At 62.3% G+C, this 24,168-nt stretch carries 24 protein-coding genes; 9 read left to right on the top strand and 15 right to left on the bottom strand.

Annotated elements, in window-relative coordinates; translation table 11 throughout:
• Positions 1–18 precede the first annotated feature (18 nt).
• Positions 19–1,140, top strand: coding sequence for a cytochrome D1 domain-containing protein (locus tag ACSQ83_RS07335; protein ID WP_436227672.1), 1,122 nt, complete (start codon positions 19–21; stop codon positions 1,138–1,140).
• A 63-nt stretch (positions 1,141–1,203) separates the two neighbouring features.
• Here ACSQ83_RS07335 and ACSQ83_RS07330 read toward each other — a convergent pair whose 3' ends face one another.
• Complete coding sequence (locus ACSQ83_RS07330) at positions 1,204–3,513, bottom strand: TonB-dependent receptor (RefSeq protein WP_436227671.1); 2,310 nt, start codon at positions 3,511–3,513, stop codon at positions 1,204–1,206.
• Positions 3,514–3,720: 207 nt separating this feature from the next.
• On the opposite strand from ACSQ83_RS07330, the gene ACSQ83_RS07325 reads away from it, so the two are divergent.
• Positions 3,721–4,776, top strand: a complete 1,056-nt coding sequence (locus ACSQ83_RS07325; protein WP_414968059.1) for a histidine kinase — start codon at positions 3,721–3,723, stop codon at positions 4,774–4,776.
• On the opposite strand, the gene ACSQ83_RS07320 is transcribed toward ACSQ83_RS07325, so the two are convergent.
• From ACSQ83_RS07320 to ACSQ83_RS07270, 11 genes are all read right to left on the bottom strand, one after another.
• The gene (locus tag ACSQ83_RS07320) at positions 4,710–5,408 is read right to left on the bottom strand and encodes a response regulator (protein WP_414950528.1); all 699 of its coding nucleotides are present in this window, start codon (positions 5,406–5,408) and stop codon (positions 4,710–4,712) included. The two genes, ACSQ83_RS07325 and ACSQ83_RS07320, sit on opposite strands and share 67 nt — an antisense overlap.
• The gene (gene pqqE, locus ACSQ83_RS07315) at positions 5,405–6,613 is read right to left on the bottom strand and encodes a pyrroloquinoline quinone biosynthesis protein PqqE (protein ID WP_436227670.1); all 1,209 of its coding nucleotides are present in this window, start codon (positions 6,611–6,613) and stop codon (positions 5,405–5,407) included. Before pqqE ends, ACSQ83_RS07320 begins: the two co-directional genes overlap by 4 nt.
• Positions 6,610–6,885: a pyrroloquinoline quinone biosynthesis peptide chaperone PqqD gene (gene pqqD / locus ACSQ83_RS07310; protein WP_414950530.1), complete on the bottom strand. Its 276-nt coding sequence runs from the start codon at positions 6,883–6,885 to the stop codon at positions 6,610–6,612. The genes pqqE and pqqD overlap by 4 nt, the downstream gene beginning before the upstream one ends.
• Positions 6,882–7,607 carry a pyrroloquinoline-quinone synthase PqqC gene (pqqC, locus tag ACSQ83_RS07305; protein WP_436227669.1) on the bottom strand — a complete coding sequence of 242 codons (726 nt, stop codon included), beginning with the start codon at positions 7,605–7,607 and terminating at the stop codon, positions 6,882–6,884. Before pqqC ends, pqqD begins: the two co-directional genes overlap by 4 nt.
• A 42-nt stretch (positions 7,608–7,649) precedes the next feature.
• Positions 7,650–8,570, bottom strand: a complete 921-nt coding sequence (pqqB, locus tag ACSQ83_RS07300; protein WP_436227668.1) for a pyrroloquinoline quinone biosynthesis protein PqqB — start codon at positions 8,568–8,570, stop codon at positions 7,650–7,652.
• Positions 8,571–8,619: 49 nt separating this feature from the next.
• The gene (locus ACSQ83_RS07295; RefSeq protein ID WP_436227667.1) at positions 8,620–9,186 is read right to left on the bottom strand and encodes a cytochrome b; all 567 of its coding nucleotides are present in this window, start codon (positions 9,184–9,186) and stop codon (positions 8,620–8,622) included.
• Between the two features lie 113 nt (positions 9,187–9,299).
• Positions 9,300–10,127 carry a formylmethanofuran dehydrogenase subunit C gene (locus tag ACSQ83_RS07290; RefSeq protein WP_436227666.1) on the bottom strand — a complete coding sequence of 276 codons (828 nt, stop codon included), beginning with the start codon at positions 10,125–10,127 and terminating at the stop codon, positions 9,300–9,302.
• On the bottom strand, positions 10,124–11,065 hold the full coding sequence (gene fhcD, locus ACSQ83_RS07285) for a formylmethanofuran--tetrahydromethanopterin N-formyltransferase (protein WP_414968090.1): 942 nt from the start codon (positions 11,063–11,065) through the stop codon (positions 10,124–10,126). Before fhcD ends, ACSQ83_RS07290 begins: the two co-directional genes overlap by 4 nt.
• 68 nt (positions 11,066–11,133) lie before the next feature.
• Positions 11,134–12,825: a formylmethanofuran dehydrogenase subunit A gene (locus ACSQ83_RS07280; protein WP_436227665.1), complete on the bottom strand. Its 1,692-nt coding sequence runs from the start codon at positions 12,823–12,825 to the stop codon at positions 11,134–11,136.
• The gene (locus tag ACSQ83_RS07275) at positions 12,822–14,210 is read right to left on the bottom strand and encodes a formylmethanofuran dehydrogenase (RefSeq protein ID WP_436227664.1); all 1,389 of its coding nucleotides are present in this window, start codon (positions 14,208–14,210) and stop codon (positions 12,822–12,824) included. Before ACSQ83_RS07275 ends, ACSQ83_RS07280 begins: the two co-directional genes overlap by 4 nt.
• 295 nt (positions 14,211–14,505) lie before the next feature.
• Complete coding sequence (locus ACSQ83_RS07270; protein WP_414968091.1) at positions 14,506–15,273, bottom strand: HisA/HisF-related TIM barrel protein; 768 nt, start codon at positions 15,271–15,273, stop codon at positions 14,506–14,508.
• A 20-nt stretch (positions 15,274–15,293) separates the two neighbouring features.
• Here ACSQ83_RS07270 and ACSQ83_RS07265 point away from each other — a divergent pair, with 20 nt between their 5' ends.
• The 3 genes from ACSQ83_RS07265 to ACSQ83_RS07255 are packed head-to-tail and all read left to right on the top strand — an operon-like array spanning position 15,294 to position 18,042.
• Positions 15,294–16,325, top strand: a complete 1,032-nt coding sequence (locus ACSQ83_RS07265; protein WP_436227663.1) for an ATP-grasp domain-containing protein — start codon at positions 15,294–15,296, stop codon at positions 16,323–16,325.
• Positions 16,322–17,404 (top strand): hydantoinase/oxoprolinase family protein, encoded by a 1,083-nt coding sequence (locus ACSQ83_RS07260; protein WP_436227662.1) that lies wholly within the window; start codon positions 16,322–16,324, stop codon positions 17,402–17,404. Before ACSQ83_RS07265 ends, ACSQ83_RS07260 begins: the two co-directional genes overlap by 4 nt.
• 47 nt (positions 17,405–17,451) lie before the next feature.
• Complete coding sequence (locus tag ACSQ83_RS07255) at positions 17,452–18,042, top strand: amino acid kinase family protein (RefSeq protein WP_436227661.1); 591 nt, start codon at positions 17,452–17,454, stop codon at positions 18,040–18,042.
• Between the two features lie 26 nt (positions 18,043–18,068).
• Here the strand turns inward: ACSQ83_RS07255 and ACSQ83_RS07250 are convergent, their stop codons facing one another.
• The 3 genes from ACSQ83_RS07250 to pqqA all read right to left on the bottom strand — a co-directional run bounded on the left by ACSQ83_RS07250 (position 18,069) and on the right by pqqA (position 19,643).
• Positions 18,069–18,761 carry a (5-formylfuran-3-yl)methyl phosphate synthase gene (locus ACSQ83_RS07250; RefSeq protein ID WP_414950539.1) on the bottom strand — a complete coding sequence of 231 codons (693 nt, stop codon included), beginning with the start codon at positions 18,759–18,761 and terminating at the stop codon, positions 18,069–18,071.
• An 18-nt stretch (positions 18,762–18,779) separates the two neighbouring features.
• Positions 18,780–19,391, bottom strand: a complete 612-nt coding sequence (locus ACSQ83_RS07245) for a DUF447 domain-containing protein (protein WP_436227660.1) — start codon at positions 19,389–19,391, stop codon at positions 18,780–18,782.
• A gap of 177 nt (positions 19,392–19,568) precedes the next feature.
• The gene (gene pqqA, locus ACSQ83_RS07240; RefSeq protein ID WP_013342881.1) at positions 19,569–19,643 is read right to left on the bottom strand and encodes a pyrroloquinoline quinone precursor peptide PqqA; all 75 of its coding nucleotides are present in this window, start codon (positions 19,641–19,643) and stop codon (positions 19,569–19,571) included.
• Between the two features lie 421 nt (positions 19,644–20,064).
• Here pqqA and ACSQ83_RS07235 point away from each other — a divergent pair, with 421 nt between their 5' ends.
• The 4 genes from ACSQ83_RS07235 (at position 20,065) to ACSQ83_RS07220 (ending at position 24,168) form a co-directional block, all read left to right on the top strand.
• Positions 20,065–21,555, top strand: a complete 1,491-nt coding sequence (locus ACSQ83_RS07235; RefSeq protein WP_414950541.1) for a form I ribulose bisphosphate carboxylase large subunit — start codon at positions 20,065–20,067, stop codon at positions 21,553–21,555.
• Between the two features lie 48 nt (positions 21,556–21,603).
• Entirely contained in the window at positions 21,604–22,017 is a 414-nt protein-coding gene (locus tag ACSQ83_RS07230; protein WP_414968068.1) for a ribulose bisphosphate carboxylase small subunit, read from the top strand.
• 128 nt (positions 22,018–22,145) lie between these two features.
• Positions 22,146–23,039, top strand: a complete 894-nt coding sequence (gene cbbX, locus ACSQ83_RS07225; protein WP_414950689.1) for a CbbX protein — start codon at positions 22,146–22,148, stop codon at positions 23,037–23,039.
• Between the two features lie 28 nt (positions 23,040–23,067).
• Positions 23,068–24,168, top strand: coding sequence for a class 1 fructose-bisphosphatase (locus ACSQ83_RS07220; protein WP_414968069.1), 1,101 nt, complete (start codon positions 23,068–23,070; stop codon positions 24,166–24,168).

The raw sequence follows: 24,168 nt of genomic DNA, 5'->3' as shown, positions 1-24,168 counted from the left end.
CAATAGGCGGAGACGAACATGCATTTGAAAAAGGCGACGGCGTATCTGGCGCTCGCATCGGTGGTGACGACCGGTATCACGTTCGGCGCGAGCGCCGCGTGGGCGGCAGCGCCGACTGCTTACGTAACGAGCGAGACGGCGGGGGTGGGTGTGATCGACCTCGACCAGATGACGCTCGCGAAGACATTCGCGTTCGGCGACGATGGCCCTCGCGGCCTGAGCCTGACGGCGGACGGGCGCCGGCTGCTGCTGGCCAACAAGAAACCAGGCGATCTGTCCGAAGTCGATACAGCCACCGGCAAGGTATTGCGGCGGGTGAAGATCGGCAAGAATCCGGAGTTTGTCCGCGTGCACGGTAACTACGCCTACGTGACCTACGAGCCGGGCGAGGACGGCGGGCCGCCTCCGGGCGTGTTGGGAGCATCAGGAGCATCGGGAGGGCCAGGAGCCGCAGCAGGAGCCGATAAAGGCGGTCCTCCGGGCGCAGGAAGGGACGACGACGCGAGTGAGCCGCCTGCGGAGATCGCGATCGTCGACTTGAAGACTTTGCGGGTGATCCGTTCGGTGAAGAGCGGGCACGAGACGGAAGGCGTGGAGTTTTCCGGCGATGGCCGGGAAATGCTGGTGACCAACGAGGGCGACGATACGGTGTCGGTGTATCACGTCGGTACCGGCGCGCCGCTGCGCACGCTCAAGCTGGATCATGGATCGCGCCCGCGCGGTATCAAGCGAACGCCTGACGGCAAGCAATATGTGGTCACCCTTGAGAACACCAACAAGTTCGTCGTGCTGGATGCTCAGAGCTTCAAGGTGATCAAGACTGTCGATACGCAGTTGGGACCCTACGGTGTCGCGTTCGACCCTGCCGGCAAGCGCCTGATGGTTGCGGCGGCGCGCGGCAAGATGCTTCAGGTATTCGATGCCAAGACCTTCGATCACCTGACCGATGTACCGGTGGGCCAGCGTTGCTGGCACTTCAGCTTCACGCCCGACGGCTCGAAGCTGATGCTGGCATGCGGCCGGTCGAACGCCGTGTATGTCTTCGACGCCACCAGCTACCAGCCGGTCAAGCAGATTGAAGGATTGCCGCTCGCATGGGGCATCGTGACGTATCCGCACAGCGCAGGGTCAATCGAGTAGCACGCCAGTCTTGTTCGCACCGGGGTTCAGCTGAGACAGTTGCTCCCCGGTGCGAAACAAAATTTACTTCCACGCATACCTCAGCCCCACCCATGCACCGCGCGGCGCCCCGATGCCAAGGAACTGTTCATTGGCAGGATTGGCGCCGTTGAAGCTGTGGTTCGGACCATCGAAGTCATTCTCGCCAAGGATCGCGAAACTTGCATAACGTTTGTTAAGCAGGTTCGTGATGCTGGCGAATACCTGCAGCTGCTTCGTGATGTTGTAGGTCGTGTCGAGGTCGATCAGGAAATAACCTGCTACCGACCCGTTCACGTCCTGGTTGTCTTCGTCGCCGCGAGCAAAAATGTTGCCGCGATACGTGAGGTTAGTCCCTACATTCCATTTCGGCGTGGCTGCATAGTCGAGCCGCAGCTTGACCGTGTTCTGCGGAATGCCGGGAATACGATCGCCTGGCTTGACGGTGATATTGCCGTTGGCATCGGCGCTCGAATTGCTGGAACTACTTTCGGTCCACGTCGATTGATAGGTTGCGTCTACGTAGCTATAACTCGCTGCCACGCCCAGTGGTCCGAACTGCGTGTGCCCGGCCAGTTCTACTCCTTGCCGGCGCGTCTTGCCCACGTTCTGGAAAAAGCCCAGCGTGCTGGCTGCGCCGTTGCTGCTGACGAACTGGATGTCGTTATCGAGCGTGGTCCGGTAGAGTGCCGCGCTCCATGAGGTTCCATGTCCGAGCTGGCCACGCGCGCCGATCTCGTAGGTTTTTGAAATCACCGGTTGCAACGACGGGTCCGCAATGAAATCGTTCGGCAGGGAACAGGGTGCGGCCGGATCGGCACAGGCGAGTTCGATCGCGGTCGGCGAGCGCATGCCTTCGTTGTAGGTGGCGTAGGCGGTGAACGTGGAGGTCGGGTTCCAGTTGACGCCCACCGCCGGGTTGAAGCGGGAGAATGTATGGCTGCCGTCAAGCAGCGGCTGCACACCGCTTTCATCGCCGATAACAGACTTGGACCAGTTATAACGCCCGGCCAATGTCATGGACCACTGTTGCGTGATCGACAACGTATCCTCGAAATACACGCCATAGTTCGCGTTGCGCGTCTTTGCATCGGTTTGAGACTCATAGGGACCAATGCCTATGGTCGCGCGTGAATCGGTGAACTGCGCGTCTTGCGAAGCCTGCGTGAAATGCGAGTTGGCGAAGTCGCCCGCCATGCCCGCGACGAACTGGTTTTCCATCCCGGCCAGCTTGTTGAGCAGCGTCATTTGCAGGCTCGCGCCGTAGCTGTCCGTGACGATCACGGACTGTACGTTGGTCGCCTGGACCGTGTCGACATTGCCGTCGTCATCGACCTGGCCGAAGTCGTCGTTGGTGTTGCTGCTGGTGTTCACGTTCCGGTAGTGCCGGTAATACACATTGCCGCTGATCTGCAGGTTGGGGCTGAAATAATGCTCGCCCGACAGCGTCAGGTATCCGACCTGATTCTGGTTCTGGTCCGGGAATGTATAGGCCTGCTTGTAGTTATCGAGGAAGGAGCGGGGGATGGTCTGCGAGCCTTGCAGGTCGTTGTCGGCGCCTCCCATGGACAGTGAAATCGTGGTGTCCGCGTCGGTGTAGCGGAGCTTGCCGAACGCCTGGCGCAGTCGGCTGGAATTGTGGTCGGCCCAGCCGTTGTCGTTGGTCGTGTTCGCGGTGAAGTAGTAGTCGAGGTTCTGGCCGATCACGCCGCCTTGCTCGATCTGCGCCGTCTTGCGGCCCCACGAACCACCGGAGACTTCAGCTTCGCCGCCCGGATTGCTGCGGCCGTTTTTCGTCGTGACGGCAATGGCGCCGCCCAGCGTGTTGAGGCCGAAGGTAGGGTTGGAGCCGGGGATCAGCTGGATCGTGTTGATCGCGGCTTGCGGGATCAGGTCCCAGTTCACTACGTCGCCGAACGGCTCGTTGATGCGCACGCCGTCGAGGAACACGGACAATCCCTGCGGCGTGCCGAGCAGCGGCGACGCGGTAAAGCCGCGATAGTTGATGTCGGTCTGGGACGGATTGCCCTGGGCTTCGTTGATGTCGACACTGCCCACGTTCTTCTCGAAGTAGTCGGTGAGCACCGAACGATGTTGCGCGTCGATCGCGCTGCCCTTGATGGTCTGGACGTTGGCCGGCACCTTCTCGAGCGGTGTGCCGATACCCAGCAGCGGGGTGGTTCCCACCACCACGATCGGCGCGAGCTGGATCAGGTTCGGCTCGGACGCAGCGACCGGCGGCGAGGCTGCATCTTGCGCCCAGGCCGCGGCGCTGAGGCCGGCAAGCGCGCTGCCGAAGCACACGCGCAAAGCGAATGGAGGCCTGCGAGAAGGGTGATGGGGTGCTTGGCTCATGATCGTCTCCTGCTGGGTGTTGTTATCGGTATGACTTCGGTATAACGTTCGGGCGCAGCAAATATCCGCGCCGTTGCCATACTGAAAGCGTCCCACAAGATGCGTGTCGTGCAACCGGGAGGTCTTCCCGATTACAGGGGGAAGCATTCCCAACCCGCCCGGTTTGCACGCGACGCAAGCACGCGTGCTGAGTAGAATGAGAGAGCCATGCCACCCGATTCCACAAACTCCTCCGCGCCAGCGCCGGCATCTCATGCGAGTTCACCTACGAGCGTGTGGCGCGACCTCGCTTGCGTGCTGGCGGTTACGGTCATCGCTGCCGTGGTTTGCATGCGCCTGGACGTCGGCGAGCTGACCTACGCCCTCACGCGCCGGTTCGAACGCTTCCAGATGGACGAATATCCGCCCACGCTGGTCGTGCTCGCCTTGGGCCTGGCGTGGTTTGCCTGGCGCCGCTATCGGGAATCACAACGGGAATTACTGCATCGCCGCGTGCTTGAAGAGCAAGCCGAAAAGCTCCTCGCCGACAACCGGCGTCTTGCCAGCGAAAGCATCGGGGCGCAGGAAAACGAGCGCCGCCATCTCGCGCGCGAGTTGCACGATGAACTCGGTCAGTACCTGAACGCCATCGCGCTGGATGCGGGACGTATCCGCGATCTGTCAGTGCAAGGCGAGCCCGAAGTCCATCGCTTGTCGCTGGCGGTCATGCAGAGCGCCAGCACGGTGTATCGGCAGATAGGAGGCATGATCCGGCGCTTGCGGCCCATCGGACTCGATGAATTCGGCTTGCCCAGCGCACTCGAACATTGCGTTGAAAGCTGGCGTGAACGTCTGCCGCAGGCGTCGTTTACACTGACGGTAGACGGCGACTTCTCGGATCTGGCGGATGTGCTGAACATCACGCTCTACAGGCTGGTGCAGGAAGGGCTGACGAACGTGTCGAAGTTCGCGCGCATGTCGCGAGTGGAAATCTATCTGGTCCGGACTGCGGATGATCCGCACGCTGAACGTGAACGCAAGCAGCGTGACGAGATCGTGGTGACCATGACCGACGACGGTCCGGGTATCGATCTGACAAAACCGCGTGCAGGTCTGGGGCTGATCGGCATGCGCGAACGGGTGGAGGCGATCGGCGGTGAGTTCCATATCGCCAGCCAGCCGGGCAGCGGTTTCTTGTTTTGCGCGCGCGTGCCGGTTCAGGCCGGATTGCCGGAGCTGAACGAACTCAGCGAACCCGCCGAGTTGGCGAAATCGGCGAAATGAAGGCCCAGGCGGTTTGCCATCTGCGCAAGCTGCACGCCATTGTCCGCGCCGAACTTCTGCCGGATCACCGATTGATGGTTGGCAACGGTCTTCTGGCTCAGGCCGAGTCTTTCCGCGATGCTCGGCAGCGTATAGCCCTGCACCAGCAGACGCAGGACCTCGAATTCCCTCGCCGATAAATGCCGACCCGGCGGCCCCTCCTGGAACGTGGCCCGCAGCGCGAGTGCGTGCGACACGTCCGCGCTCAGGTAGCGTGCTCGTCCCGCGACCGCGCGGACCGCTTCGACAAGGACGTCGGGCGCGCTGGCCTTGGTCACGTAACCTCGCGCGCCGGCATCGAGCGCGCGGCGCACGAAGATGGTTTCTTCGTGCACGCTGAAGATCAGCACATGGGCGTCGGGTTCGCGGGCGAGCATGCGACGCATTGCTTCAATGCCGCTCGCGCCCGGCAACGCCAGGTCCATCACGACCACGTCCGGGCGCAATGCGCAGAAACGCTGGTACGCCTGCGCGGCGTCGGCGGCTTCACCGGCCACGCTCACGTCGGGACTCAGTTCGAGCAGGCGCCGGTAACCTTCGCGCACCACGGCGTGGTCATCGACCAGAAGGACACTGATGTTGGCGATGGTCATTTGTGGACTCCCGCAAGATCGGTGACGTTGCGATGGTTGGGGTCGTGATCGTCGGACGCGGCCGCCAGCCGGCGCGAATTGCTGTCGTCGCGAAACAGGATCGGCTGCTCGTTTGGCTCGCGCTGAGCGGGTTCAACGTGTTGAGCGGCCGCCTGGCGTACCACGTTGATCACGGCTTCGTGATGAGGCGATTTATCGCAGACTGGATCGGCACTGGCCGGGTCGCCGGTCAGCAGGTAGGCCTGGCAGCGGCAGCCGCCCGCGTCGATGGTTTTTTCCTCGCAACTGCGGCACGGTTCCTTCATCCAGTCGAAACCGCGGAAGCGATTGAACGCGTCGCTTTCATACCAGATCTCGCGGATCGAAGTCTGTTTCACATTCGGGAAGGTGAGACCGGGCAATGAACGCGCCGTGTGGCAGGGCAGCGCCGCGCCATCCGGAGCGATGCCGAGGAACACCGAGCCCCAGCCGTTCATGCATTTCTTCGGCCGGGTTTCGAAGTAGTCCGGCACGACGAAGAAGATCTTGCAGCGATCGCCGATCTCGCTTCTGTAGCGTTCAACCACGGCTTCCGCTTCTTTCAACTGTTCAGCGGTCGGCATGAGTTGGGCACGGTTCGCATGCGCCCAGCCGTAGTATTGCGTGTTCGCGAGTTCCAGATACTCGGCGCCCATGGCCAGCGCCATGTCGATGATCTTGTCGACGTGAGGCAGGTTGTATCGATGCAGCACGCAGTTGAGCACCATTGGAAAACCATGCGCCTTGATCGATTTCGCCACGCGATTCTTGAGGTCGAAGGTGCGCGTGCTGCTCAGGAAGTCGTTGAGTTCCTGGGTCGAGTCCTGGAACGACAACTGGATGTGATCGAGCCCGGCGTCTTTCAACGCGTCGAGGCGCTTGTCCGTCAAGCCGATGCCCGACGTAATCAGGTTCGTGTAAAAACCGAGTTGGCGTCCCTCGCGTACGAGTATTTCCAGGTCGTCGCGCACGAGCGGTTCGCCGCCCGAGAACCCGAGTTGCGCCGCGCCGAGCGCACGCGCTTCGCGCAGCACGCTGAGCCACTGATCGGTGGACAGTTCGCTCGCGTGGTCGGTGTAGTTCACGGGGTTGTAGCAGAACGCGCAATGCAGCGGGCATCGGTACGTCAGCTCGGCGAGCAACCACAGCGGCGGCGCGATCTTGTTCATGTCGCTCATGTCAGTCATGTTGCAGCCTCCGCAGTTTCCAGCCAGCCGCGGCGCCCGGCTTCGGCAACAAACAAGCGGACTTCATCGCCAATGTCTTGCGCGTTGAAGGCTTGCTGCAGGTCCGTGATCAACATGTCGATATCGCGCGTGCCGTCGCAGCGCTTGAGTATCTCGCCCGCGCTTTGATTGAGCTTCACCATGCCTTCGGGATACAGCAGCACATGCGCTTCCTGCGCCGGTTCCCATTGCAGCCGGAAGATTCCCTTGAGCTTGAGCAGTGGCGATGTCATTGGGGGAAGGCCTTTTCGATGGCATCGAGCATTGACCACAAGATGTCGAGCTTGAACTGCAGTATCTCGAGCGCGCGTTCCTGCTGTTCACGGGTTTTGAAGTAATCGAGCGTGACCTGCAAGCCGTGTTCAACATCGCGTTGTGCGAGCGAAATACGCGAGCGGAAATACGTCAATCCGTCGGGCTCGATCCACGGATAACACGACGGCCACGTTGCAAGCCGGTCCTTGTGGATCTGCGGCGCAAAGATCTCGGTGAGCGATGAACACACCGCCTCTTGCCATGGCGCGCGGCGTGCGAAATTGACGTAGGCATCGACGGCGAATTTCACGCCCGGCGTCACGTGTTCGAGCGACCAGAGTTCGTCGCGCGAGAGACCGACCGCATCGCCTAGCCTTGCCCATGTTTCGATTCCGCCTTCGTCGTCGCCATAACCGTCGTGATCGAGAATGCGCAGCACCCAGCGCCGGCGCGTCTCGCGATCAGGGCAATTCGACATCACGGCCGCATCTTTCAGCGGAATATTGATCTGATAGTAGAAGCGGTTCGCGACCCAGCCGCGAATCTGCTCGCGTGAACAGCCGCCCTCGTTCATCTTCACGTTGAACGGATGATGAATGTGATACGCCGTGCCCTTCGCGCGAAGCTGGGCTTCGAACGCTTCGCGAGTCCAGGCCGTCGTGTTGTCCGTATTGTTGTCTGTCGCGTGGTTGCTAGTCATCGGAGTGGGGCCGTTCACTTGCTTGCCTCCCGTAAGCGCTGCTTAAAGTTCGAATGCCATCCCATCGAATGCAACTTCAATGCCGTGTTCTGCGAGCCGCCGTCGTTCGGGACCGTCCTCAACCAGGATCGGATTCGTGTTGTTGATGTGGATGAGGACCTTGCGCACGCCGTCACGTTCGATCGAATCGAGCACGTCGATCATGCCGCCCGCACCGGTTTGCGCGAGATGGCCCATATCGGCGGCGGTCTTCTTGGAGAGCCCCAGTTCGATCATTTCGTCCGGTGTCCAAAGCGTGCCGTCGACCAGCAGCAGGTCGGCCGCGTTCATCGCTTCGAGGACGTGCGGTTCCAGCGCACCAAGGCCCGGCGCATAGAACGCACGCTTGCCCGAGTGTTCATCGATGAACGTCAGCCCGATGTTGTCGCCACGCTGCGGTGCTTCGCGATGCGGCGAAAAGGGCGGCGCCTTGCTCGACAGCGGCAGCGCTTCAATGCGGATGCCCGGCAGCGCGGGAACGGCAAACGAAGATCCGTCGAGCGGAATAGCATGGCGTTCGACGCCGCAGTAATGCGCGAGTATCGATACAACCGGCAAGCCGGTGCTCAGGTCTTGCAGGACGGCGTCCGTGACATACAGCGGCAACGGGGTGTCGCGCTCGCGCAGCATCAGCAGGCCGGTCACGTGATCGATCTGTGCGTCCATGGTGATGACGGCGGCAATGCCGCTATCGCGCACGCGTCGCGCCGGCTGGAGTTCGGGATGGGCCGCGATTTGCGCCAGCAGGTCCGGCGACGCATTAATCAGCAGCCAGTCCTCGCCGTTCGCACTCACGGCAATGGACGACTGCGTACGCCGCTGTGCCTTTAGCGTACGGTTGCGCACGCCGTCACAGTTGCGGCAGTTGCAGTTCCATTGCGGAAAACCACCGCCCGCCGATGAACCGAGTACCTTGATTTTCATGCGACGTGACGCTGAGCGCGTCCCTCTATAAAAATTCGATTAGGCCTTGTCACGGCAGCATCCTTTCCATCAGCCGGTCTCGGTCAATCAACTGATGTTTGAGCGCGCCGGCCACATGCAGCAGGATCAACGCGATCAGGATCCAGGCCGAGACCGTGTGCACCGTGAAAAAGATTTTCCTCAGGCCGGGATCGTCCCACGCCCACATGGGCAACGAGATACCCCAGAAGCGCGTGCCGAACTTGTTGAATGACGAGCCGAGATAACCCGTCAGCGGCATGACGATCATTGCCACGTATAAAAGACCCTGCGTCATGCTCGCGGCGGCGCGTTGCCACGCTTGCATCGGAGGAAGCGGAGGCCGGCCTGCAACCAGGCGAACCACGATGCGAATCAGCACAAGCAGGAAAACGGTCATCCCAAGCGATTTGTGGAAGTTGATCAGGGTCGACTTGAAAGCGAGGCCCTTCGGCAGTCCGACCATATAAAGGCCAATGCCGAGCATGACGATGATTGCCAGCCCGATCACCCAATGCAGCGCGATCTGCGCGGGTGAATAACGCGGCACGCCTGCGCTCGCGTCGGGCGACGCGGCGGATGAATGCGCAATGTTCATGGTCGCCTCCTTCAGGTTCTATGTGCGCCGCTTGCCGGCTTTAGCTCGTTCGTTGTTCGACCGGTTGCTCCACCGGTTGCTCAACGGGTTGCTCCACATTACGCCGATTGGTTTCATCCGACGAGCAGCAGTTCCCCGCGTCCGTCCACCGCGAGATCGCCGGTAAACCGGCGCGGCAGCGAGCTGGCTTTCAGCGTCGAAAATGGTGCAATTTCGGCGGCAAGCGAGCGGACGAGAAGCGACCAGAAGACATCGAAGCCCTTGCCGCCGGCGGTGAACGTCGGCGGCAAACTGGCGGGCGCCTGAACCAGCAACAGCGTGCCGCGCCGCATGCCATAGCCGAAGTGCGGCGCGAGCTTTCCCGCGATGCCGATCGTGCCCGCCACGAGCCGCGATGCCGCGCATTCGCCCGCGTCTCCGCCGACCAGTACAACCCCGCGACGCATGCGATCGCCAAGCCGCGCGCCGGTGTTGCCCTGGATGGTCAGCGTACCGCCCGTCATGCCTTCCATGTCGCCGGGCAGCGGCCCGGCCGTAAAGTCGCCACTATTTCCGCCTACCGTCAGGCGGCCGCCGCTCATCTGGCAGCCGGTGAAGTCGCCGGTGTCGTCGTCGATGCGCAATTCGCCGCCTGCCATGCGAAAACCCGTGTGGCTGCCGCTGGAACCGTGGACGTCGATACGACCCTCAGCGAGATGCGCACCAAGACGGTCAAGCCATGCCACATCGCCTTCAATCACGAGCGCGGCGCGATCCGTACCGTCCCCTTCCGTACGCGAAATATCGAACAGTTCGCCAGCCTCGCAACGCTCGTTACCCGCCGGCAGCACGATACGTCCGATCTCCGCTGGCGAAAGCGCGGTGAGCGCAGAAGGCAGCAATCCGGCAGCATCCACACGAAACCCGGGCGCGCTCCTGAGCCGCAACGTAGTCGTGCTCATGCGCGCCTCCCGTCCACGCCGGCCGCAAGCTCGCGAAGATGAAAGTGATAGGGACCGAGTTTGCCGCCGTAGTTTCCCGCCGATATCCGCAGCACGCCGCCCGCTCGCCCGAGTCCGGCCGCGGCCGTGATTCCCGCGGTCATCGCCGCGCCGACGTCGCTATCGGTCAGCCCATCGATCACGATTTCGAGCACGCAACCGACCTCGGCATCCAGTTCGCTTTTCGGCGACAAGCCGATGAGCGTCGGGCAAAAAGCGTCGTTCGTCGATGCGGGTGCCGCAGCATATTTCGAGCCTACTTTAGAGCCTGAGCGCACGACGCCGCCGGGGAACGGCATGATTACGTTCGGCAAGCGCCGCATTGCGTGAACCGCGCTTTCGGCCACGCGCAGCGCCGCGTCGGTGTCCGTGGCGAGCAGCAACAAATTGCCCCCGCCGACGGCCTTCACCGTGACGGTGCTCTCTTCGGCGACGAACTCGCCATCCATCACGGGCACGCGCCAGTAGCGCGTCTCGCCGAGCATCTTGCTGATCTGCCAGCCGTCGCCGAAGAAACGCAGGCTGCTGCCGAGCGGGGCGTTATCGGAGAGAGGGGCGCGGCTTGTCGCCGGATCGATACCGCTGAAGACCGCCGTCGTCGGACAGGTCAGCACGCATTGCCCGACACGCCGCTCGACTTGCTTCGCCAGTTCTTTCGTCGATACCGCGAACAGCAGCACCGCGACGCCCGGGCGGCCATCGGGTGTTTCATGCGGGCCGAGTTCGCGTTCGATCCCCGCTTCGCACCCGCAGCCGATAACCGACGTGGCGAAGCCCGTCAGCGACTGCGCCGCGTGGTTAGCCCAGACCGGCGTGTGCGCGGTGATGACGAGCCGCGTCGCTTTCATCGGGAAGGCTTCCGCGAAGGTGTCGTCGATGAGGGTGTCGTTGATCTGCATGGTGCGCTTTTCGCTCACTTCGCTCACTTCGCTCACTTCGCTCACTTGGCTCACTTGGCTCACTTGGCTCACGCTCCGGCGTTCAGGCACGCAACCGGCAATAGCCTGCCGCCGCGGCAGCAGGCGCAGATTTCGTCGTCGCTGATGGCCGCGTGGACCGGATTACCGACCAGGTTCGCCGCGCTATACGCTCGCAGGGTCTTCTCGATGCCGCGATCAAAATCGGGCGAAACGTAGTGGATGCCGCCTGTGGGCGTGGCGACCAGCACGCCGTCGCGCGCGACCAGTTGTCCGTCCTTGAACACATACGCCGGCGACGTGAACATCCGTTCCTTGTCCGCGTGATCCCGATACACCGCAATGTCCGCCGCCGCGCCCACGCCCAGATGGCCGCGATCCTTCAGGCCGAGCAAGCGCGCCGGGCCTGCGCGCGTGATGATCGCGATGTCGTACAGCGAGAACTCGCGTGTGAGTTCCGGCAGCGCGCTGGCGACCTGCGCTTCGGGGTTCAGCTTCGCCAGTTGCTCGTCGCGAAAGCGCTTGTCCATCAGCAATCGAATCAGGTGCGGATAACTCGTGAACGGTCCGCCGTTCGGGTGATCGGTGGTCATCGACACGCGCCACGGGTCGTCGACAGCCAGGAAAATCTCCAGCCCGATGATCCATTGCAATGCGTTTACGTAGCTCTGCTCGCGATATTTGAACGGCACGATTCCGCAGCCTGCATCGCATTCGATGTCACCGGCTATCCACTTCTTCGGTGTCGCAAGCGGCGCGTTCCTGAACTGCATCATGGTGTCGCCCGACGCGGTGACGGTCTGCCCAAAGATGATCTGACCGACATCGATCGACACGTTCGGCCGCGCATTCACGGCGTCGGCAATCGTGCGCGCGCCCGATGAAAACTTGCGCGGTCCTTCCACGCCGTAGCTATGAAACTGGATATGCGTCAGATGAATGGGCAGGCCGTCGGCCGCATCCATGGTCGCGATCGTCGATTCGATGTTGCCCGGAACGCCAAGGTTGCTCGCATGCACGTGCAGCGGATGCGGCACGCTTAGCTCGGTCAGCGCGCGCGATAACGTTCGCAGCACGTCGCGCGGCGTGATGCCGTAATGCACATGCGGCTCGTCCACGTCCAGCGAGCGCTGGTTGAACTTGAACGCGGAGATGCCGCCGGGATTCACGACCTTGACGCCGAGCGCCTTGCTTGCGTGCATCGTCCAGCCGACGTAATCACGCAGGCGTTCGAAGCTGTCGCGCTCCGCGAGAAGCTGCAGGAACAGTTCGTCGTTGCCGAGCATCACGTACGCGCCGTGATCGATGATCGGCGTGTCCCCCATTTCCAGATGCGTGTGGCGCGCGTTGGACGGCATCATCGCGGGCTCGAAGGCGGCGGTGTACCCCATCTCCGCGTATCGATACCCCGTGGCGAGCGTGCCGGGCGCGCACGTACCGCATGACGGCAGCCGCAAGTAGCGGCCATTTGCATCCAGCGTTGCGCCATCATTTGCGCCGCCGCGATGATCCTCCGGCAACAACAGGCGTGAGAGGTTAGTCTTGCCGCCGCCAATGTGCGAGTGCAGGTCGATACCGCCCGCCATCACGACCATGCCGGTCGCGTCGAATTCCTCGTCGACGGGGACGCCGGGATCGGCCGCGACAAGCCGGCCGTCGCGCATGGTCAGGTCGCGGCGTTCGCCGTTGATGCCGTTGGCCGGATCGTAGAGCGTGCCGCCTTTAAGCCGCGTCAGGCTCATGGCGGGCTCCTTGAATCGAGCAAGCCGGTCAAGCGTTCCGCGATGGCCGCGACCGTCGGAAGTGCAGAGGCGCGTGCGGCGCTCAGCGGGGCGACCACCGAACCGTCAACGCGAAACAGGTGGCCGCTGCTATCTACGCCGGGTGTGGCTACGGGAATAAATACTGTCGGCGCGGTGCGCGTGCCGAGCATCGATCGCATCGCGGAATGGCCGAGCACGATGGCTGGGACGTTGTCGGCGAGACCGGTTGGCAATGGCTCGGGCTGAAAGCTCGCGACCCATAACAGCGCATCGGCTTCATGCGCCGCCAGCAGGCGTTGCGTCCTGTAACGATGGGAATCGTGATCGAGCGCTGGTTGATCGGCGAGGCGTGTGGGCATTGAGACGCGGGTGCGCAGCGGCAACCCCGATAGCCACGTGACGGCCTGGTTGACACTCATCGCGCCATCGTCGCCGCCAAGCGCAAGTGCGCCGGCGCGCGTGGTCCGGTTAACGGCCTTGACGATCCGGTTCACCGCTTCAATCAGCAACGCCGAATGCGGACCGGGCAACGCGGCGGGTTCATACACGACTACCGCATACCGGGCGGCGCTTACGCGTGCGGCCAGATCCGCGAGCGCATGGGCGATGGTGTTATTGCCACCAATCGACGCCACTGTGCGGCCTTCGGTTATTGCGGACCAGATCGCCAAAATGTCGTATGGATCGCCATCCTTGAGGATTGAATGCGTGCTCGTGTTTTCAACGCTATCCGCCGCAGGATCCACTTCGCAGCCCACGAAGATCAGCTCGCGTGAGTGATCCGTTCCACCCAGCACGCGCTCGTAAAAACGCGGATAACGCAGCGACGGCTGGCAATCGAAAATGATCAACAGGTCGGCGCGTGAACGCACTTCGGAGAGCGTAGTGAAAAACGCGCCGCGATCTTGCAACGCAGCCGTCGATGCCGCCATCGCATCGCCGTGCAGATGATCGAGGATTGCGCCGCAGCCGGCGGCCAGCGGGTAGAGCGCCCGGGCACCGGCGACGTCGGTCGCCAGTCCGCCGAAGAGCGGCCGGGATGCGCCTTTGAGGATGTCGGCGGCGCGCAGCAGGGCGGATTCCAGGTCGGTGTCCTGATCATCGATAGCGGGCTGGCTTGTACCGGGCGCACTGAACCACGTCAACGCTTGGGTGAGCCGCGGGCATTCCACATCGGGGGCATCGAGCGCGCCGTCGGCGTGCACGATGGTCGTGATGTCGTCGCAGAGCAGGGGACAGAACGGGCAGGTCCAGTCGCGCACGCCGGATGCGGGCGCGGGCACAGCGGCGGACAGCGGCGATGAAGCCGCGGCGCGCACGCTTGGCTGAGCGACACTCGACGAAGAGGCGGACGAAAGGTGCATGAAGCCGTTAGTGCAAAGTCCATGCCGGTTTTTGAAGCATCACGCGTGATGGTTGCACCGCAAGCCTGCCTCCTTGCACATTCGATGCACATGCGGCGTGGACGGCGAGCCAACGCGGCACTCATCCCGCCGCGGACATGTCCGCCCATGCCTTAAACGGCACCCCGCTGCGCAGCACAGTATGTGCGGCGCTGGAACACAGTGTCACCCGCCGCGCACAGCAATTGCAGTTCCTTGCCAAACGATTACAGGCAAAGGCAAGGCGTCCCGCTTGGCATGGATATTGTGTATTCGCCTAGGGTTTGGCGGCAGGGAGACCGAGTCGCCGGTCATGAAGGGCGGACGCCACGAGCCATGCAGCGGCGCCACTCTCGGCTGCGGCGGACAAGTCGGCGGCATGGCGGATACCGCCGGCGCCGATAAGCTCACGATCGCCGGCTTGCGCCCGAATGTCCGCGAAGGTGTTGAGGTCGGGGCCTTCGTATGAACCGACGTGATCGAGCGTCATGACGATCACGCGCGATGGCCACCATGATGTGTCCGGCCCGGGCTCGCCCGCCGACGGCTCGGACATCAGCCGGCCAGCGCGGTGATCGAGCGAGAGCAGCGGCGCAAGACCGGCAGCTTCGGCCTCGCGCAGGGCATGGGGAGTGTGCAGGGTCTCGGTGCCGAAGACGGGCACGAGCGTGGCGCGGCGAGGTGGCTGAATGCCATGGACACAACGAATGGAGTCGATGCGATCGAAGAGCGTTTGCATCGAAGGGAAATCGGTGAAACCCGCGTCGAGCCAAATTTCGACGCCGTGACTAAATGCATCGAGCGCATCGAGTGAATCGAGTAGCGCTGCAAGGTGGCTGGCGTGATCGCCTTGCTTCAGGATCGCGCCGAGATCGGCTATGTAGAGCGTGCGGGCGCCTGTCGCGGCCAACAGTGCGTGCGCGACGGCGAGTGGTTCGCTAGTCGCGCACAGTGAGGACTCGATCGGCTTGTAGCGGGCGCGCTCGCCGCGCACCGCGCGTACTGCGAAGCCATCGAGCAGATCGAGTACTGGAATCACCTGCATCACCGGCATGGAAGGGACCCTTGACCAAGTTATTCGTGTACGAGTATCTCACCGGCGGCGGCATCGATCCGGCACTGGCCGGCGAGGCCAGCTTGCTCGATCTTAGCGCGCTCATCGTGGAAGGACGCGCGATGCGTGACGCCCTCGTGAAAGATCTGCTCGACCTCGGCGGCGTGGAAGTGACGTTCGCCAGTTCGCGTTTCGAAACCGTTGATCCGGCACGCAGCCATTGCAAGGCGCTGCCCGGCGAATCGATCACGGCCTTCGTGGCGCGTGTCGCCCGGCAGCACGACCGGGCGTGGATCATAGCGCCCGAATGCGACGGTTTGCTGCTGCATCTGCATGACTCGGTTGGTTCGGTGCGCTGGCTTGGATGCTCGAAGGAAGCCATCAGGATTGCGTCGAGCAAGAGCGCGACAGCGGCGTGCCTGGAGGCGCACGGAATTGCGGTGACGCCCTCGCTCGAACCCGGCGATATGGCGACTGGCGACAATCCGCACGCGCGCTGGGTCGTGAAGCCCGACGACGGCGCGGGCGGTCTGGACACGGTCGCCTACGACAATTTCAGCGATGCATGCACCGAGTACGACGCGCGCGCGGCGGCCGGTCGCAATCCCGTCCTTCAGGAGTGGGTCGACGGCGAGCCGTTGAGCCTTTCGCTTATCTGTGGCGCGCACGATGTGGAACTGGTCAGCATCAACCGGCAGGTGATAGGCCTGTCCGACATGGCTGCGTCGGGAAAGAAGGAGCACGTGGTCGAATTCAGCGGCGTGGAGGTCGATCAGATTGATCGGCACAGCGCGCAGGGGAAGGCACTGGAAGTGCTGGCGCGAAAGGTCGTGGCGGCGTTGCATGGCTTGCGCGGGTATGTCGGGATCGATCTGGTGTGGCATGCAGAAAGAGGGCCAGTGGTGATCGAAGTGAATCCCCGGCTGACGGCGGCGTATGCGGGGTTGTCGGCGCGACTCGGGCGCAACGTGGCCGGCGATCTGCTGAAGGCGCATGGCGTGCCGTATGAGTGTGGCACGTGCACATCGGGAGCGCGTTCATGAAGACCGCCGCCGTGGTGTTCGGCTGGGATGTGGGGGGCGCGCACGTGAAGGTGTCGATGGTGGCGGCATCCGGTCAGATGCTCGATATCGCGCAATGGGCGTGTCCGCTATGGCAGGGGCTCGGGCATCTGGAGAAGGTGATTGATGCCGTATTCGACCGCTGGCCGGCTGCTCGCGAGGCAGGGGCGCATCATGCGGTCACCATGACAGGCGAGATGGTTGATCTCTTCGCCGACCGCGCTGAAGGCGTCAGCGTTCTCGTCGATACGCTTGCGCGGCGGCTTGGACCTGACACGCGGTTTTTCGCGGGCGCGGCGGGCTGGCTTGCGGCCGCAGAATGCATCGATGGCTGGCGCGATGTGGCATCGGTGAACTGGCGTGCCACCGCGCAATGGGCCGCAAGCCGTGTCAGCGATGCGCTGCTCGTCGATATAGGCAGTACCACTACAGATATCGTGCCGATTGTCGGAGGGCAAATCGCGGCGGGTGGATGCAACGACGCGAGCCGGCTTGCCAGTGGCGAGCTGGTGTATCACGGCGTGGTGCGCACGCCGTTGTGCGGCGTATCGCATCGAATTGTGTTTCGTGGCGAGCGCGTTAACGTGATGAACGAATGGTTCGCGACGACTGCGGATGTCTATCGGTTGACGGGGGAATTATGGCCGGCGCACGATCAGCATCCGAGCGCCGATAACGGACCGAAGACCGAGGTCGCGAGCCGCGCGCGGATTGCACGGATGATTGGCCTCGACGCTCGCGACGCCAGCGACAACGAATGGCGGGAGTTCGCGCAGACCTGGCGTGACGAGCAGTTGCAGGTGTTGGTTGAGAACCTTGCCCGCGTGACCGACGCGCATCCGGTACTTGCACGCGCGCCGCTGGTGGGCGCGGGATGCGGGCGGTTTCTGGCCAATGCGCTGGCGCAGCGGCAAGGACGGAGTTTTATCGATTTCACAAGCCTGGTCGATGCGCCCGCCGCGGGTCCGGACGTGCCGGAATGGATAGCAACCTGCGCGCCGGGCGTAGCGGTCGCGTTGCTTTCGTTGCAGGTGTTGCACGAGCCTGCGGCCACGGCTTGATGCAACGTTAGTGCAGCGTTGATGCAAATCAAAGCGAGGGACATGTCATGTGGGTGGTGAAAATCGGGGGAAGCCTGAGTCACGACCCGTCGCTGCGCGAGTGGCTTACCCAGCTTTGGGAAGTAGGCGGCGGGCGGGTCGTGATCGTGCCAGGCGGCGCGGATTTCGCGGACACGGTTCGCCAGTATCAAAGCGAGTGGCAATTTGGCGATCTGGCCGCTCACAACATGTGCCTGCTCGCAATGGCGCAGTACGCCATCTTGATGCAAGGGGTCATGCCGGAACTCGTGCTGGCATCGAACGAGAGCCGCATCCGGCGAGCCTTGCGCGATGGCCGCGTGGCCGTGTGGGTGCCGACCGATTTGATGCGCGACACGCCCGATGAAATGACCAGCTGGGACACGACGTCCGATAGCCTCGCCGCATGGTTGTCGACCACGCTGAACGCCGAGCGGCTGATGGTGGTGAAGTCTTGCGCGGTGGAAGCGGGGACGCCGTTCGAGGTTTTGTCGTCGAAAGGGATAGTCGATGCCCGCTTCGCCAAGCACGTCGCCGATGCAAACTACGTGGTCGAGATGTTCAACAAGGGCGACGCCGGTTTGATGCGGGAGAGGTTGTTGCACATTCCAGTGGCTTGAAACCTGATGCGAAGATCAGGTCCTTGTTAATGAACTACTGCACTCCGGTGCAGCGCATCGGCCCATCGCGCGACTCTTGCGGGGTCCAGACGTCCTGCACGTCCTCCCTCGCACAGTGCGGTGCGAAACCCCGCTATATCCGGCGCCAACTCGCGAATCTCCGCCAGTTGTTCCCAACTTAGCGACCCCGCTAACCCGGTCATTGAACCGTTCTCGCCGGCCGCTCGCAAGCAGGCTGCCAGCGTGTTTTTATCGACGCAATCAAAGAGCGTGCGCCCGTCCTTGTTGGCGGTATCGAAGACGATTCCCGCAAAGCCCAACCCGGCTGCAAAGCGCGACAGTTCCACGTCCATTCCCGCATCGCACAAAAGCACCGGCACGACCGATGCGGGCAAGTTCGCCAGCTCGGTCAGGCATGACCGGGCCGCGGCCCCGGGTGTCACGCCGACCTTCACGTAATCCACCCCCGTATTGCTCACGTCGATAACACGCGCTGCGATTTCATCCGTTGCCTCAGTCGCAATATCGCCGATGGTCGCGCTGATCGGCTTGACCGGGTATATCGAGCGCAGCACGGTCACGATCCGCGTGATCTCGTGCAGGGACACGCCGCCCAGCGCCCCGGCGGCCGGTTCCTTCAGATCAATCAATTCGGCGCCCGCTTGTGCTGCATCGAGCGCTTCTTCAGACGAGCGGACGCTCGCGAGCAATGCGGTCATGACAACCTCCGGAATGATTCAGTGCCGCTCGGACAGCGGCGTGTTCAATGCGTGCGCGGCGTACGCGGGAGCTTCAGCGGCGCGATGACGCGCAATGGCAGCCAAGATCCAGTCCCACGCAAAACGCTCCTGCTCGCCGGCGGTTTTATCGATGGCGATTTGCAGGTAAGCCACTTCATGGTCGACTTTTTCCGTCGGCAGCATGAACAGGCGGCTGACGAGAATCGCGCCTTCGACCACGGCAGCCTGCGCGCGATTAAAGCCCGTGAACGGCGCATGCGTTTCCTCATGCACGCTTCTCATGCGCAGCACGGGACGCTGCGGGTCGTCGTGGAATGTATCGAGCTCAAGCTCTGTGTGAGCGAGCGAATTTCCCAGCCGCACGCTCTTCACGCGTGTGGCGGCGAGTGTCGGCCAGTCTCGCGCGTAGCCCGTCACGCAGCCTGCGAACACGCGCACGTCAGTCGTGAAATTGATCACGGCTGCGCGCGTGGCAAGAATATTGTCCAGTGTTGTGGAGGGGCGAAAAGGCGCAAGAATTGCCAAGCCGTCCTCGAAGCGGACGCCCATGGGTGCGATGTGGGGCCGGCCATCGTGCGCCGCGGTCGTGACGATCGTTTCGTAAATCATGGCGGGGAACGCTGGTCAAGGCGACGCACTGGGAACCGGCGGGTTAAAACAACTACAACTCAAGCACACTCCAACTCAGGCGCCATCGCTACCTGTGCTTGTACGGCAGGACGATCACGCCAAGCCGCACGTCAGTTGCCCATGCAAAAACCATGGGCCGACGGCGGCGCCCGGCGCTTAACGCGTTGCGATATACATCGTGATTTCGAAACCAAAACGCATATCGGTGTAGCTCGGTGTCGTCCACTGCATAGTCGTCTCCATCAAGTTATCCAACGGAATGCCAGTATCGCCTTCGTTGCCTTTCCTGCAGCTTTCGCAACGACGGGCAGCGCCAGCAAGCACACCCTCACGCAAGCAGCGTGCCAAAACGCACGTGCCGTGTCTGGAGCACATACGGAACACGCGGACTGGGTGACGCAATGGCGAATGCGCCTGACTGTCGCGGAACCTGAGCAAAGTGTCCCACGTCGCCGCGGCACACGGCTTTAGGGAGTACCCCACGTTAACGGATCGCTTAACCCTGTCGAAGAAAATCGTGAATTCCCTTCGGAACCGCTGGCGCTTACATTGATTTCACAGCGCAGGCCAGTTCGTCATCGGTTCACTACCTGGTCACGAGGCGCTTTTTTGAAGCTTGTACAGCGCGTTTTTTACTTTCGAGGCAAACGCAATGAACGATTTCACCAAGGCAGCCGTCGAGCCGGCATCCACCGCGTCGGCCCCGCGTTCCCGCTATTCGGCGGGCGTCATGAAGTATCGCGAGATGGGTTACTGGCAGCCCGACTACGTACCGCAGGACACCGATGTGATCGCGCTCTTCCGGATCACGCCGCAACCCGGCGTCGAGCCGGAGGAAGCGGCGGCGGCAGTGGCGGGGGAATCGTCGACGGCGACCTGGACCGTGGTCTGGACCGACCGCCTTACCGCCTGCGATATGTATCGCGCCAAGGCGTATCGCGTGGATGCCGTACCGTCTTCGAGCAGCGCGGAGCCGCAGTATTTTGCGTATATCGCGTATGACCTGGACCTGTTCGAGGAAGGTTCGGTGGCAAACCTGACGGCATCGATCATTGGCAATGTGTTCGGCTTCAAACCGTTGAAAGCGCTGCGGCTCGAGGACATGCGCATGCCTGTTGCTTACCTCAAGACTTTTCGCGGGCCGCCGACGGGCATCGTGGTCGAACGCGAGCGGCTCGACAAGTACGGCCGTCCGTTGCTTGGCGCCACGGTGAAGCCGAAGCTGGGACTCTCGGGCAAGAACTATGGACGCGTGGTGTACGAAGGCTTGAGAGGCGGTCTCGATTTCTTGAAAGACGACGAGAACATCAACTCGCAGGCGTTCATGCACTGGCGCGACCGTTTCCTGTTTTCCATGGAAGCCGTGAACCGCGCGCAAGCCGCTACCGGTGAGGTCAAGGGACACTATCTCAACGTCACGGCCGGGACCATGGAGGACATGTATGAACGCGCGGAATTCGCGAAGGAGCTGGGCTCCTGCATCGTGATGATCGACCTGGTGGTCGGCTGGACCGCGATCCAGTCGATGGCGGCCTGGGCTCGCAGGAACGACATGATCCTGCACCTGCATCGTGCGGGACACGGCACTTATACACGGCAGCGCAATCACGGCATTTCATTTCGCGTGATCGCGAAATGGCTGCGCATGGCAGGCGTGGATCATGCACATGCCGGTACGGCGGTCGGCAAGCTTGAAGGTGATCCGCTTTCGGTACAGGGCTATTACAACGTGTTGCGCGAGTCGCGCAATCCGGTGGACTTGTCGCGCGGCATCTTCTTCGATCAGCCTTGGGCGGGATTGCGAAAAGTCATGCCGGTAGCGTCAGGCGGTATTCACGCCGGGCAGATGCACCAGTTGCTGGACCTTTTCGGCGATGACTGCATCCTCCAGTTCGGCGGCGGCACGATCGGCCATCCCGCCGGTATCCAGGCGGGCGCTGTCGCCAACCGCGTGGCGCTGGAGGTCATGGTGAAGGCGCGCAACGAAGGCCGCGACATCGCGAACGAGGGGCCGGAAATACTGGAGGGCGCGGCGCGCTGGTGCACGCCGCTCAAGCAGGCGCTGGATACATGGCGCGACGTGACGTTCAACTACGCGTCGACCGACACGCCGGACTTTGCCGCCACGCCCACGCCGGCTTGATGTTTTGTGCGTGGCGCTTAAGAAGGTTCTTCAGACAAGAGGTTAGTCATGCGAATCACACAAGGTACGTTTTCATTTCTTCCCGAACTCACCGACGAGGAGATCGGCTTGCAGATCGACTACGCATTGCAACAGGGCTGGGCCTGCTCGGTCGAGTTCACTGACGACCCGCATCCGCGCAATACCTATTGGGAAATGTGGGGCCTGCCGATGTTCGACCTGAAGGATCCCGCCGGCGCGATGCAGGAAGTCAGGGCTTGCCGAACCACGTATCCGCAGCACTACATCAAGGTCAACGCGTTCGATTCGGTGCGTGGCTTCGAGACCATGCGGCTGTCATTCATCGTCAACCGGCCGCAGGACGAACCGGGCTTCCGCCTGGAACGCCAGGACGTCCAGGGCCGCGTGCAGCACTACGCGATCAAGTCTTATACGAATGATCAGCCGCCTGCGAACCGCTAAGCACCTGAGCCACTGGAGAGACGACGATGACGTTAGCCGAAGCGGATCCGACGGTTCACGAGCCGGCCGAAAAATCGCCTGAACATTCGCCTGAACATTTGCTAGAACATTCGCTAATCAAGCCGGACATGCCGAGTGTCGATCTCGTCGCGCTGTTCCGCGAATCAGCGGTGGGCGATGTGCTGGCGGAACTGGATCGCGATCTGGTCGGGCTGACGCCGGTAAAGACGCGTATCCGCGAAATAGCGGCGCAATTGCTGGTTGAACGGGCGCGTGAAACGCTTGGCATAGCGAGCGGCGCACCTACATTGCATATGTGTTTCTCCGGCAATCCGGGCACGGGCAAGACAACGGTCGCGTTGCGGATGGCGGAAGTGTTGTTCAGGCTGGGGTATATCCGCCGCAAGCATCTGGTGTCGGTTACGCGCGACGACCTTGTCGGCCAGTACATCGGGCACACGGCGCCCAAGACACGCGACGTGCTCAAGCGCGCCATGGGTGGCGTTTTGTTTATCGATGAAGCGTATTACCTGTACAGGCCGGAAAACGAGCGCGACTACGGGCAGGAAGCCATAGAGATCCTGTTGCAGACCATGGAGAACCAGCGCTCGGATCTGGTGGTCATTCTGGCCGGTTACGAGTCGCGCATGGAAACGTTTTTCCAGAGTAATCCAGGGTTTCGCTCACGGATTGCGCATCACGTCACGTTCCCTGATTACGACGTCACGGAACTGATTGCGATTGCGGAAGGCATGCTCGCGCGGATGCACTACCGGCTCGACGCAGAGGCACGTACCGCGTTCGAAGACTATCTCGCGCGGCGTATCAGCCAGCCGAATTTCGCGAACGCGCGCTCGGTGCGCAACGCGCTCGATCGTGCGCGGTTGCGCCAGGCCAGCCGTCTGTTCGCCGAAGCGATGCAAGGCGGTGGTCCATCCGATACCGCCACGCTCACCCTGCTATGCGCCGCCGATATTCGCGCGAGCCGCGTGTTCGATACGCCGCCGCAGAGATCTGCTTGATCACGCTTGAATCTCCCAGGAGTGCGCCATGCTGGATGGACGGACCACACTTTCAAAGTTCCTGATCGATACCCTCGATCGCGATCCATCGCCGGTTCAGGCCAGCGGTTTGTCGGCGCTGCTGGTCGACGTAGCGGCGTCGATCAAGACCATCTCGGCGCAATTGACCAAGGGGGCATTGGGCGGCAACTATGGCTCGGCCGCGACCCTCAACACGCATGGCGAGGAACAGAAGAAACTCGATATTGCGACCAACGACATCTTCCTGCAGCACTGCGAGTGGGACGGCCTGCTGGCGGGCATGCTGTCTGAAGAGATGGAGGACGTGTACACGATTCCGCCCGCGTATCCGCGCGGGGAATATTTACTGGCGTTCGATCCGCTGGACGGCTCCTCGAATATCGATATCAACGGTGTGGTCGGATCGATCTTCTCGGTGCTGTGCGCGCCCGCCGGGTTGCAGGGCGGCCCGGGTGAAATTGATGCCGCATTTTTGCGGCCCGGTCACGAGCAAGTGGCGGCAGGTTATGCGGTGTACGGTCCCTCGACCATGCTCGTTCTGTCAGTGGGGAATGGCACGCATGGCTTCACGCTGGATCGCGAGGTCGGCAATTTTGTGCTCACGCATTCGGATATTCGTATTCCTGACGATACCTGCGAGTTCGCCATCAACGCGTCGAACGAGCGCTTCTGGGAGCCGCCCGTGCGCCGTTATGTGCAGGAATGCAAGGACGGCCGCAGTGGTTGCCGTGAACGCGATTTCAACATGCGCTGGATTGCTTCGATGGTCGCCGAAGTCCACCGCATCCTGATGCGTGGCGGCGTGTTCATGTATCCGCGCGACTTCAAGACGCCGGCCATGCAAGGACGCTTGCGCCTCTTATACGAGGCCAGTCCGATGAGTTTCCTGATCGAGCAGGCGGGCGGCATGTCGACCACAGGGCGCGAGCGGATCCTCGACGTGCAACCCCGGGCGTTGCATGAACGAGTGCCAGTGATCCTGGGTTCAAAGAATGAAGTGGCGCGCATTGCCCGCTATCACGCCGACTACGACCGTGGCGAAGACAAACCTTTCACGTCGCCACTTTTTAACAAGCGATCGTTGTTCTTGCCTGAAGCGCCGGTCTGA

Source organism: Caballeronia sp. LjRoot29, assembly GCF_964252755.1.
GTDB lineage: Bacteria > Pseudomonadota > Gammaproteobacteria > Burkholderiales > Burkholderiaceae > Caballeronia.
Note: the sequence above shows the minus strand (reverse complement) of the source record. Positions and strands in the feature narration are given on the sequence as shown.